We start from the raw sequence: 12,226 nt of genomic DNA, 5'->3' as shown, positions 1-12,226 counted from the left end.
GTATCCTGTCGGCAGTTATGGAGAGCTGTACATGCACATCTACAAAGTCGGCGGCGCCGTGCGCGACCGCCTGCTCGGCCGCCCGGTCAGTGATATCGACTGGCTGGTGGTGGGCGCTACCGTCGAAGAAATGCTCGCCAAGGGCTATCGGCCAGTGGGCGCCGATTTTCCGGTATTCTTGCACCCGAAAACCGGCGAGGAATACGCGTTGGCGCGCACCGAGCGCAAAAGCGGGCGCGGCTATGGCGGGTTCACCTTTCACGCCAGCCCTGACGTGACCCTGGAAGAAGACCTCATCCGCCGCGACCTGACCATCAATGCGATGGCTGAGGATGAAGCGGGTACGGTATACGACCCCCACTGCGGAAAGAACGATCTCGACCAGCGAATTTTACGCCACGTTTCCCCGGCATTCGCCGAAGATCCTTTGCGTGTGCTGCGCGTTGCCCGCTTTGCTGCCCGTTATGCACCACTGGGCTTCCGGGTTGCCGATGAGACCTTGGAGCTGATGCGCCAGATCAGCGTTTCGGGTGAGCTGCAGGCATTGACCGCCGAACGCAGCTGGAAGGAAATCGAGCGGGCGCTGATGGAGGCGCAGCCGCAGGTGTTCTTCCAGGTGCTGCGTGCCTGTGGAGCCCTGCAGGAGCTGCTGCCTGAGCTTGATGAGGATGCTCAGGCCCTGGCGACACTTGAACAGGCCGCGCTGCATGCACACCCCCTGCACATACGCTGGGCCTGCCTGCTGCACGCGCTGGCCCCCGCCTCGATCAAATCGGTCAACCAACGCCTCAAGGCGCCGCGCGAATGCCAGGAACTGGCACTGCTGACAGGGGAATGCCTGGCACAGGGCAATCAGGCACTGACGTTACCTGCTGCGGCACTGCTGGAGCTGTTGCAGAAGTTCGATGTGTATCGGCGGCCGCAGCGGTTCGAGGATTTTATTGCGGTGTGTGAGATGGCGGCGCTGGGTGATGGCGAGGCGAGTTATCCACAGGCGGAGTATCTGCGTGGCGCAGCGGCGGCGGTACGGGCGGTGGATGTGAAGCCGTTGGTGCAGGCCGGGCTGACAGGCCAGGCACTGGGCGAGGCGCTCAAAGGTGAGCGGCTGAAAGCACTTCAGGCTTACCAGCAGGATTGATCATACCGGCCTCTTCGCGGCTAAAGCCGCGAAGAGGCCATTACAGGCTTATGCCGGTGTCAGCTGCAACCCATGCCACTCAAAGGCGACCGGGGCCAGTACCTGATCGATCTGCGCCTCCTCCCACAGCTGCGCCATGGTCTTGCCCGGCCCTGGATGCACCAGCTCAGGTGCCAGCAACGACAGCGGCCACAGCACAAAGGCATTCTTCAGGATCTCGGCCCGGGGCAGCACCAGCCCATCGAACGTGCCGTGCAGATCGTCATACATCAGTACGTCGATATCCAGCGGCAACCCTTTGCGGTCCGGCGCATAGCGCCCATTGTCGGCCTCGATGAACTTCAGCCGGCGGTCCAGTTCGATCAGCGGCAGTGCGGTTTGCCCGGTCACCACGAAGTTGATGAAAGGCCCGCTCTTGATGCCCACCGCCTGGCTTTCGAACGCCGGCGAACAGCGCATATCGGTAAGAATGCCCGCCAGCGCATCGAGCCCGGCGCGCAAGTGCGCTTCGCGGTCGATGTTGCTGCCAAGGCCCAGGTAAACCGTGCTCAGAGACATCCGCGCTCGATCTCCACGCCAACACCACCACGGGCCGCTGGCACTGCGCCTGGCTTGGTCAGCTTCAACCGCACCCACGGGATCTGGAACTCTTCCATCAAGGTTGCCACCAAGCGTTCGGCGAAAGTCTCCACCAATTCGAAACGTGCCTGCTCGGCAAATGCCTGGATGCGCGCCGACACGCTGGCGTAGTCCAGCGCCAGGCTGAGGTCGTCGCCCGCCGCAGCCGGGCGGTTGTCCCAGGCGAAGCTCAGGTCCAGGCGCAAGCACTGGCGAATATCCCGCTCCCAGTCATAGGCACCGATGACGGTATCGACTTCCAGGCCTTCGATGAACACTCTGTCCAAGCACTTCTCTCCACAGCACGACAAGGGCGACTGGCGCCGTTAGAATCAGGGCGTCCTCGCCCGGAATAGTTAGCATGTTTTGGTTACTGGCGTTGCTCGCCTACCTGCTCGGCTCGCTGTCCTTCGCCATCGTCCTCAGCCGCCTCTCGGGCAGCCCGGACCCGCGCTCCAGCGGCTCAGGCAATGCCGGCGCTACCAACATGCTACGCCTGGCAGGCCGCAAACTGGCGATCCTGACCCTGCTTGGCGACCTGTGCAAGGGCCTTTTGCCGGTATTGCTTGCCCGCTTTGCCGGGCTGGACCTGCACGCGCAGGCCTGGGTGGGCGTATGCGCGGTGCTGGGCCACCTGTTTCCGCTGTACTTCCGCTTCCGTGGCGGCAAAGGCGTGGCCACCGCCGCCGGCATGCTCATGGGCCTGTACTTCCCGGCTGCCCTGCTGGCCATCGGCGCCTGGCTACTGACGTTCTACCTCACCCGTACCAGCTCGCTGGCGGCGCTTATTGCCACGCCGCTGACCTTGCCATTGCTGGCCTGGCGCGAGCCAGAGGCGCTGCTGCCGATCAGCGTGCTGACGGTGATGATCGTGTGGCGCCACCGTAACAACCTGCGCGACCTGTTTGCCGGGCGCGAGCGACACTTCTGAACCTCACAGCGCAGGCAACTGCTCCATCGGCCAGCGTGCCTGCACGCTGATGGCCAGGTCCTGCTGCTGCCCAGCCAACAGGCGTTGGCAGCCGGCGTAGGCGATCATCGCGCCGTTGTCGGTGCAGAACTGCGGACGAGCGTAGTACACGTTGCCCTTGATACTGCCCAGCATGTCCTCGAGGGACGCGCGCAAGGCCTTGTTGGCACTCACCCCCCCCGCGATGACCAAGCGTTTGAGGCCAGTCTGCTTGAGGGCACGCTTGCACTTGATGGTCAAAGTCTCCACCACCGCCTGCTGGAATGCCAGGGACACGTCGCAACGCGTTTGCTCACCGTCGTCGCCAGCATTCTTGCATTGCTGCCAGGTGTTCAGGGCGAAGGTCTTGAGGCCGCTGAAGCTGAACTCCAGGCCCGGGCGGTCGGTCATCGGCCGTGGGAATACAAAGCGGCCAGGCACGCCCTGCTCGGCCAGGCGCGCGATTTCCGGACCACCCGGGTAGTTGAGGCCGATCAGCTTGGCGGTTTTGTCGAACGCTTCACCGGCGGCGTCATCCAGGCTCTCGCCCAGCAGTTCGTACTGGCCTATACCATCGACGCGTACCAGCTGGGTGTGACCACCGGAAACCAACAAAGCGACGAACGGGAACTCAGGCGGGTTTGCTTCCAGCATAGGTGCCAGCAGGTGGCCTTCCATGTGGTGCACACCAATCGCAGGGATATCCCACGCAAAGGCCAGCGCCTGGGCGCAAGAGGCACCCACCAGCAAGGCGCCGACCAGGCCGGGACCTGCGGTGTAGGCGATGGCGTCGATCTCGGTGGCGACGCAACCCGCCTCGTCCAGCACCTGACGGATGAGCGGCAGCATACGCTTTACATGATCACGCGAGGCAAGTTCGGGCACCACGCCGCCAAACACGCGGTGCAGGTCGATCTGGCTAAACAGTGCGTCGGCCAACAAGCCGCGTTCACTGTCGTATAATGCGACGCCAGTTTCGTCGCAGGATGTTTCCAATCCCAGTACTAGCATGGGTTCGTCCCTTGTGGGGGCTGAATTCGAAGCCGCGCATGATAGTCCGCGTGTCGGATGCCGACCAGCGGTTTTCGATCAGAGGCTTTGCATTCCTGCTTGCTAAGGGTTAACATCCGCAACCCTTGAAAACCGACGTTCTCCAGCACACCTTTGTTTTGCCAGGAGCACGTCTACCCCGGTAATGAATTAAGGTAGCCCTGGATGCCAGCCGTCAAAGTTAAAGAGAACGAACCCTTCGACGTAGCTCTGCGTCGTTTCAAGCGCTCCTGCGAAAAAGCCGGTGTACTGGCTGAAGTTCGTAGCCGCGAGTTTTACGAGAAGCCGACCGCAGAGCGTAAGCGCAAAGCAGCTGCTGCTGTTAAGCGTCACGCCAAGAAAGTTCAGCGCGAACAGCGCCGCGCCGTTCGTCTGTACTAATACAGGCGTTCAACGCAAAGCTTCTGCCCTGCCCGGCTAACCGCCGGGCGATGGCAGTGGTCGCTTCAAACTTGAGCAGCTAGCTCAAGGCCCTGCACAAGCTTCAATGCGAACTGCCCATGGGCAACCTGCCTGAAACGTCAGAGCTGGTCCTTCTTGCTGTATGACCAGACGTGCACGTCCGACTGACGGGCCCTAAAGGGCCGGCGACGAGCACACTCCCTCGCACCTCCCCGAGCAACACCTGCCCCATTCGGCGCGTGAGCGATTAGACTTGCCAGTTGCCAGATGACGAGACTGCCATGGCCGGGCTGATTCCCCAGAGCTTCATTGACGACCTGATCAACCGCCTCGACATCGTCGACGTGGTGAGTTCGCGCGTCCAGCTGAAAAAAACCGGCAAGAACTACTCCGCCTGCTGCCCGTTCCACAAGGAAAAGACCCCTTCCTTCACGGTCAGCCCAGACAAGCAGTTCTACTACTGCTTCGGCTGCGGCGCCGGCGGCAACGCCCTGGGCTTCGTCATGGACCACGACAACCTGGACTTCCCCCAGGCCGTCGAGGAACTGGCCCGCGCCGCCGGCATGGAAGTGCCCCGCGAACAAGGCCGTCGCGACCACAAGCCGCGCCAGCCCACCGACTCGCCGCTGTACCCGCTACTGGATGCCGCCTCGGAGTTCTACCGCCAGGCCCTGCGCAGCCACCCGACCCGCAAGGCAGCGGTGGATTATCTCAAGGGACGCGGCCTGTCCGGGGAAATTGCCCGCGACTTCGGCCTGGGCTTCGCCCCGCCCGGCTGGGACAACCTGCTCAAGCACCTGGGTGCCGACACCCTTCAGCAGAAAGTGATGATCGATGCCGGCCTGCTGATCGAGAACGCCGAAAGCGGCAAGCGCTACGACCGCTTCCGCGACCGGGTGATGTTCCCGATCCGCGACAGCCGCGGGCGCATTATCGCCTTCGGCGGCCGGGTGCTCGGCGACGACAAACCCAAGTACCTGAACTCCCCGGAAACCCCGGTATTCCACAAGGGCCAGGAACTGTACGGGCTGTACGAGGCGCGCAAGCACAACCGTAACCTCGACGAAATCATCGTCGTCGAGGGCTACATGGACGTCATCGCCCTGGCCCAGCAAGGCCTGCGCAATGCCGTGGCCACCCTGGGCACCGCCACCAGCGAAGAGCACCTCAAGCGGCTGTTTCGGGTGGTACCCAGCGTGCTGTTCTGCTTCGACGGCGACCAGGCCGGGCGCAAGGCCGCCTGGCGTGCCCTGGAGTCGACCCTGTCGAACCTTCAGGATGGCCGCCGTGCGCGCTTCCTGTTCCTGCCGGAAGGCGAAGACCCGGATAGCCTGGTCCGGGCCGAAGGTACCGATGCCTTCATGGCCCGTATCAACCAGCACGCCCAGCCGCTGGCCGACTACTTCTTCGAACAGCTGAGCGTCGAAGCCGACCCGCGCTCGCTTGAAGGCAAAGCGCACATGGCAACCCTGGCCGCACCGTTGATCGAAAAGATCCCCGGCGCCAACCTGCGCCAGCTGATGCGCAACCGCCTGAAGGAAATCACCGGCCTCGACCCACAGCAGGTCGAGCATCTGGCGCAACAAGCGCCAGCGGCCAGCAGCATGCCGGACTACGACCCTGGCTACGACTACGACGCCATGGCCAGCTACACCCCCGACTACGGCGATATGCCGCAGCACGACTACGCCCCCGTTCATCAGGAACAGGCGTGGAAGCCGAACAAGGGCGGCGGCAAGAAGCAATGGAGCGACAAGCCGTGGGACAAGAACCGCAAGGGCGGCAAGCCTTGGCAGCAACGCGACGAAGCGCCACCCCGCGTGCCAGCACCGGTCGAACCGCCCGCCCTGGCCGCCCTGCGCACCCTGCTGCATCACCCATTGCTGGCCGGCAAGGTGGAAGATGCCAGCCACTTTGCCGACGAAGAACACCTGTACAGCCAGCTGCTGGTCGCACTGATTGAAGCCGCGCAGAAAAATCCTGGGCTAAGCTCAATGCAGTTGATCGCGCGGTGGCACGGCACCGAACAGGGCCGCCTGCTGCGGGCCTTGGCGGAAAAGGAATGGTTGATCGTGGCCGACAACCTTGAACAACAGTTTTTCGACACTATAACTAGCTTGTCCGCCCGCCAACGCGAGCGCAGCCTGGAACAACTGCTCAGGAAATCACGTCAAAGCGAATTGACCAGCGAGGAAAAAACCCAGCTCCTCGCCCTGCTGAGCCGGAATGTTCCCGCACAAACGCCGACCTCATCTGGCGCGTGAGGCCCATGCTCGGGTATAATCCTCGGCTTGTTTTTTGCCCGCCAAGACCTTCAGTGGATAGGGTGTTATGTCCGGAAAAGCGCAACAGCAGTCTCGTATCAAAGAGTTGATCACCCGCGGTCGTGAGCAGGGCTACCTGACTTACGCGGAGGTCAACGACCACCTGCCTGAGGATATTTCAGATCCGGAGCAGGTGGAAGACATCATCCGCATGATCAACGACATGGGGATCAACGTATTCGAGAGTGCTCCGGATGCGGATGCTCTTCTGTTGGCGGAAGCCGACACCGACGAAGCCGCAGCCGAAGAAGCCGCTGCAGCGTTGGCGGCAGTTGAAACCGATATCGGCCGCACGACCGACCCGGTGCGCATGTACATGCGCGAAATGGGTACTGTCGAGCTGCTGACCCGTGAAGGCGAGATCGAAATCGCCAAGCGTATCGAAGAAGGCATCCGTGAAGTCATGGGCGCCATCGCCCACTTCCCGGGTACTGTCGACTACATTCTCGGCGAATATGACCGCGTGACCACCGAAGGTGGCCGTCTGTCCGACGTTCTCAGCGGTTACATCGACCCTGACGACAACATCGCCGCGCCGACCGAAGAGGTGCCGATCCCAGGCGCCAAGGCCGCCGCAGCGAAGGAAGAGTCCGACGACGAAGAGGAAGAGTCCGAAGGCAGTGACGACGAGGAAGAGGCCGAGAGTGGCCCGGACCCGGTAGTCGCGGCCCAGCGTTTCGGTGCGGTATCCGACCAGCTTCAGGCAACCAGCAAGGTCCTGAAGAAAAACGGTCGTACCCACAAGGAAAGCATCGAGGCCCTGCAGGCCCTTGCCGACCTGTTCATGCCGATCAAGCTGGTACCGAAGCAGTTCGAGGTACTGGTCGAGCGTGTACGTGACGCCCTGAACCTCCTGCGCCAGCAAGAACGCGCCATCATGCAACTGTGCGTACGTGACGCCCGCATGCCGCGTGCCGACTTCCTGCGCATGTTCCCAAGCAACGAAACCGACCAGACCTGGAGCGGTGACCTGGCCAAGCGCAACACCAAATGGGCCGCCGCCCTGGGTGAAAAGGACGCTGCCATCGTTGCTTGCCAGCAGAAGCTGATCGACCTTGAGACCGAAACCGGCCTGACCGTTGCCGAGATCAAAGACATCAACCGTCGCATGTCGATCGGTGAAGCCAAGGCCCGCCGCGCCAAGAAAGAAATGGTCGAGGCGAACCTGCGTCTGGTGATCTCCATCGCCAAGAAGTACACCAACCGTGGCCTGCAGTTCCTCGACCTGATCCAGGAAGGCAACATCGGTTTGATGAAAGCGGTGGACAAGTTCGAATACCGTCGCGGCTACAAGTTCTCGACCTATGCCACCTGGTGGATCCGTCAGGCGATCACCCGTTCGATCGCCGACCAGGCGCGCACCATCCGTATTCCGGTGCACATGATCGAGACGATCAACAAGCTCAACCGTATTTCCCGCCAGATGCTGCAGGAAATGGGTCGCGAACCGACCCCGGAAGAGCTGGGCGAGCGCATGGAAATGCCTGAGGACAAGATCCGCAAGGTACTGAAGATCGCCAAAGAGCCGATCTCCATGGAAACCCCGATCGGTGACGACGAAGATTCGCACCTGGGCGACTTCATCGAGGACTCGACCATGCAGTCCCCGATCGACGTGGCCACGGTCGAAAGCCTCAAGGAAGCTACGCGTGACGTGCTCTCGGGCCTGACCGCACGTGAAGCCAAAGTGCTGCGCATGCGTTTCGGCATCGACATGAACACCGACCACACCCTCGAAGAGGTGGGCAAGCAGTTTGACGTCACGCGTGAGCGGATCCGTCAAATCGAAGCGAAGGCGTTGCGCAAACTGCGCCACCCGACTCGCAGCGAGCACCTGCGCTCCTTCCTCGACGAGTGATGACAAAACCCCGGCCCAGGCCGGGGTTTTTCTTTAGTGGCCCGTAACATAAAGCCCGCCTCCCACTGCACATCTGCAGCAATGCCCGTCTACACTCGACTTCAGACCACCTGAATGCGAGGCTGCCATGTCCTTGAAGCCGGCCATTCTGTTGCTGCTCCTGATTCTGTGGAACACAACGGCCGGCGCCCTGACCCTGACAGACGAGGAAAAAGCCTGGTTGGCTGCCCACCCGCAGCTAAGCCTGGGTGTAGACGCCTCTTGGCCACCGTTCGAGTTTCGCGACCAGGAGGGCCGGTACCAGGGATTGGCCGCCGATTACATCGCCATGATCCAGCAACGTCTGGGTGTGACGCTCAAACCGGTCGAACCCAGTAGCTGGACCGAAGTATTGGCGCAGGCGCGCGAAAACCGCATAGACCTGCTGCCCGGCATCATGTCCACACCCGAACGCCAGGGCTATCTGGCCTTCACCCGTCCGTACCTCGACTTCCCGATTGTCATCCTCGCCCACAAAGGCGGCGCACAACCGCGCAAGCTGGAGGACCTGTACGGCCTGAAAATCGCCGTGGTCGAGAACTACGCCCCGCACGAGTTACTGCGCACCCACCACCCGGACCTCAACCTGGTGGCACTGCCCAATGTAAGCTCCACACTGCAAGCCTTGGCCACCGATCAAGTAGATGCTGTGGTCGGCGACCTGGCCTCAAGCATCTGGAGCCTGCGCCAGCTCAAGCTCGACGGCCTGTACGTCAGCGGCGAAACACCCTACCGCTACCAACTGGCGATGGCCGTCCCCCGCAACAACAGCATGTTGGTTGGCATTCTCGACAAAGTGATGGCTGACATGAGCAGCAGCGAAGTCAGCCAGATCCAGCAGCGCTGGGTAGGCAATGTGGTCGACCAGCGGATGTTCTGGTCCGACCTGCTGGTGTATGGCCTGCCAACGGTGCTGTTGCTGATGGCCGTGCTGGCCGTTGTCATCCGCATCAACCGTCGGCTCAGCTCGGAAATTTCCCGGCGCATCGCCCTGGAGCAGGAACTGCGCAGCAGCGAGTACCACTACCGCGGGCTGATAGAGAGCCTGTCGGCCATCGCCTGGGAAGCCGATGCCAACGACTTCACCTACAGCTACGTTTCACCGCATGCCGAAGACCTGCTCGGCTACCCCTTGAGTGACTGGCTCAAGCCCGGGTTCTGGCGCAGCATCCTGCACCCGGAGGACGCCCTCTGGGCCCAGGCCTACTGCGACAGCGAAACCGCAGCCGGGCGAGACCACAGCCTGGACTACCGCGTTATCCGCGCCGACGGCCAGCCCCTCTGGGTACGCAACATCGTCAGCATGATCGAGCACGGCCACCAGCCGGTGATGCGCGGGCTGATGATCGACATCAGCGAAACCAAGCGTACCGAGGACGCCCTGCGCCTGTCCGAGCAGAAGTTCGCTTCAGTGTTCCAGCAGTGCCCCGATATTTTGCTAATCGCCCGTCACAGCGACGGCTGCCTGTTGGAGGTGAACGAAGCCTTCGAAGAACAGATCGGCCTGACCCCAGGCCAGGTGATTGGCCGCACCGCCACCGACCTCAACCTGTGGGGCGTCGAAGGCAGCGGGCCGCGGGTACTCGAACGCCTGCACCAAGGCGGTATCCGTAACCTGGAAATGAGCTTCCGCCGCAGCAACGGCCAACTGTTCACCGGCCTGACTTCGGCCGAAACCTTCGAGCTCGACGGCACCCCGGCGTTAGTGGTGGCAGTCCGCGATATCAGCCAGCTCAAGGAAACCCAGGAACAGCTGCAAACGTCGGAAGAGAAATTCGCCAAGGCCTTCCACGCCTCGCCCGACGGCCTGTTACTGTCGCGCCAAAGTGATGGTTTGCTGCTTGAGGTGAACGAAGGCTTCTGCCGTCTCACCGGCTATGACCTCAACCCGACCATCGACCAGACCTCGCTGGATCTGGGCATCTGGGTAGACCTCAACGAGCGCAAGCGCCTGGTCGACCAGCTCAATCGCGACGGTTTCGTGCGCGACTTTACCTGCCACATCCGCCGCAGCGATGGGCAGATCCGCCTTTGCGAGCTGTCTGCCAGGCCGCTGCCGATTGCCGGCGTCGACTGCATGCTGACCATTGCCCGCGACATCACCGAACGCCATCTGATGCAGGAAAAGCTGCAACTGGCCGCCACCGTGTTCGAAAACACCGCCGAAGGCGTGCTGATCACCGACATCGACCAGCGCATCAGTGCCGTCAACCGTGCGTTCAGCGAAATCACCGGCTACAGCGAGATTGAAGCCCTCGGCCAGACCCCGCGTCTGCTCGCTTCCGGCCAGCACGACAGCGCCTTTTATGCCGCCATGTGGCACCAGCTTACCGATGAAGGCCACTGGCAAGGCGAGATCTACAACAAGCGCAAGAACGGTGAACTGTACCCCGGCTGGCTGACCATCAGCGCCGTGCGCAACAACGAGCGCGAGATCACCCACTTTGTCGCCGTTTTCGCCGACATCTCCAGCCTCAAGCACGCCCAGGCCAAGCTCGACTACCAGGCCCACCACGACCCGCTGACCGGCTTGCCTAACCGCGCCCTGTTCGAAAACCGCCTGCAGGCCGTGCTTACCTGCGCACAGGTGTCCAACCGCCAAGGCGCGGTGTTGTTCCTCGACCTCGACCGCTTCAAGCACATCAACGACAGCCTCGGCCACCCGGTCGGCGACCTGCTGCTCAAAGGCATCGCCCAGCGCCTGAAGGAGCAGGTGCGTGACGTCGACACCGTGGCCCGCCTGGGCGGCGACGAGTTCATCATCCTGCTGCCTGGCCTGCACAAGCCCAGCGACGCCAGTAGCATCGCCAACAAGCTGCTGGCCTGCTTCGTCGCGCCGTTCCAGGCCGGGGAGCACGAGTTCTTCACCAGCGCCAGCATCGGCATCAGCCTGTACCCACAGGACGGCACCGACGTTGCCACGCTGATCCGCAACGCCGACGCCGCCATGTACCGCTCCAAGGCCAAAGGCCGCAACCGTGTCGAAGCCTACACCCGCGACCTCACGGCTCAGGCCAGCGAGCGCATCGCCCTTGAGCACGAGCTGCGCCGCGCCGTCGAACGCAACGAAATGAGTCTGTGCTTCCAACCCAAGCTCAGCCTCAAGACCCAGAGCCTGGTGGGCGCCGAAGCGCTGATCCGCTGGAGCCACCCCACCTTTGGTGAAGTGCCACCGGAGCACTTCATCCACCTGGCGGAAGAGAACGGCACCATTCTCCAGCTCGGCGACTGGGTGCTGGAGCAAGCCTGCCGGCAGATGCAGGCCTGGAAGCAGCACTACGAACCGTTCGGCCCACTGTCGATCAACCTCGCCGGCGCCCAGCTACGCCACCCACACCTGGCCCGACGCATCGAACAACTGCTCAAACAGCACCAGCTCAAGGCCGGCGACTTGCAGCTGGAAATCACCGAAAACTTCATCATGAGCCAGGCAGAAGAGGCCTTGGCCGTGCTGTACCAGCTGAAAAAACTGGGCGTGCAGTTGGCCATCGACGACTTTGGCACCGGCTACTCATCGCTGAGCTATCTCAAGCGCCTGCCGCTGGACATCCTCAAGATCGACAAGTCGTTCATCCGTGGCCTGCCTGACGACCCACACGACGCTGCCATCGCCCGTGCGATCATCGCCCTGGGCCGCAGCATGCAACTGACGATCATTGCCGAGGGCGTGGAAAACCAGGCCCAGCAGCGTTTTCTGGCAGCCGAAGGGTGCGAGCAGATCCAGGGCTACATCGTCAGCCTGCCGCTGCCGCCCGAGGAGTTTGCGGCCGCGTTTCTTCGCATAGCACTATCGGATCTTTCAGATGGCACAGGTGCGAAACCCTCGTTATAATCCGGCCACTTACTGA

At 62.3% G+C, this 12,226-nt stretch carries 9 protein-coding genes; 6 read left to right on the top strand and 3 right to left on the bottom strand.

Features of this window, described 5'->3' with window-relative positions:
* Nucleotides 1-31 precede the first annotated feature (31 nt).
* On the top strand, nucleotides 32-1,138 hold the full coding sequence (locus tag QQL85_RS19275; protein WP_284355510.1) for a multifunctional CCA addition/repair protein: 1,107 nt from the start codon (nucleotides 32-34) through the stop codon (nucleotides 1,136-1,138).
* Between the two features lie 48 nt (nucleotides 1,139-1,186).
* Here the strand turns inward: QQL85_RS19275 and folK are convergent, their stop codons facing one another.
* Complete coding sequence (gene folK / locus QQL85_RS19270; RefSeq protein WP_284355509.1) at nucleotides 1,187-1,696, bottom strand: 2-amino-4-hydroxy-6-hydroxymethyldihydropteridine diphosphokinase; 510 nt, start codon at nucleotides 1,694-1,696, stop codon at nucleotides 1,187-1,189.
* Nucleotides 1,687-2,043, bottom strand: coding sequence for a dihydroneopterin aldolase (gene folB, locus QQL85_RS19265; RefSeq protein ID WP_284355508.1), 357 nt, complete (start codon nucleotides 2,041-2,043; stop codon nucleotides 1,687-1,689). Before folB ends, folK begins: the two co-directional genes overlap by 10 nt.
* A 74-nt stretch (nucleotides 2,044-2,117) precedes the next feature.
* Between folB and plsY the strand changes: the two genes are divergently transcribed.
* The gene (gene plsY / locus QQL85_RS19260) at nucleotides 2,118-2,687 is read left to right on the top strand and encodes a glycerol-3-phosphate 1-O-acyltransferase PlsY (protein WP_284355507.1); all 570 of its coding nucleotides are present in this window, start codon (nucleotides 2,118-2,120) and stop codon (nucleotides 2,685-2,687) included.
* A 3-nt stretch (nucleotides 2,688-2,690) separates the two neighbouring features.
* Here the strand turns inward: plsY and tsaD are convergent, their stop codons facing one another.
* Nucleotides 2,691-3,716, bottom strand: a complete 1,026-nt coding sequence (gene tsaD, locus QQL85_RS19255; RefSeq protein ID WP_284355506.1) for a tRNA (adenosine(37)-N6)-threonylcarbamoyltransferase complex transferase subunit TsaD — start codon at nucleotides 3,714-3,716, stop codon at nucleotides 2,691-2,693.
* A gap of 204 nt (nucleotides 3,717-3,920) precedes the next feature.
* Here tsaD and rpsU point away from each other — a divergent pair, with 204 nt between their 5' ends.
* From rpsU to QQL85_RS19235, 4 genes are all read left to right on the top strand, one after another.
* Nucleotides 3,921-4,136 (top strand): 30S ribosomal protein S21, encoded by a 216-nt coding sequence (gene rpsU / locus QQL85_RS19250; protein ID WP_003255575.1) that lies wholly within the window; start codon nucleotides 3,921-3,923, stop codon nucleotides 4,134-4,136.
* 302 nt (nucleotides 4,137-4,438) lie between these two features.
* On the top strand, nucleotides 4,439-6,421 hold the full coding sequence (dnaG, locus tag QQL85_RS19245; RefSeq protein WP_284355505.1) for a DNA primase: 1,983 nt from the start codon (nucleotides 4,439-4,441) through the stop codon (nucleotides 6,419-6,421).
* A gap of 67 nt (nucleotides 6,422-6,488) precedes the next feature.
* The gene (rpoD, locus tag QQL85_RS19240) at nucleotides 6,489-8,339 is read left to right on the top strand and encodes an RNA polymerase sigma factor RpoD (protein WP_284355504.1); all 1,851 of its coding nucleotides are present in this window, start codon (nucleotides 6,489-6,491) and stop codon (nucleotides 8,337-8,339) included.
* Nucleotides 8,340-8,466: 127 nt separating this feature from the next.
* On the top strand, nucleotides 8,467-12,210 hold the full coding sequence (locus QQL85_RS19235) for a bifunctional diguanylate cyclase/phosphodiesterase (protein WP_284355503.1): 3,744 nt from the start codon (nucleotides 8,467-8,469) through the stop codon (nucleotides 12,208-12,210).
* Nucleotides 12,211-12,226 lie beyond the last annotated feature (16 nt).

Source organism: Pseudomonas putida (genome assembly GCF_030159595.1).
Lineage (GTDB): Bacteria > Pseudomonadota > Gammaproteobacteria > Pseudomonadales > Pseudomonadaceae > Aquipseudomonas > Aquipseudomonas putida_AC.
Note: the sequence above shows the minus strand (reverse complement) of the source record. Positions and strands in the feature narration are given on the sequence as shown.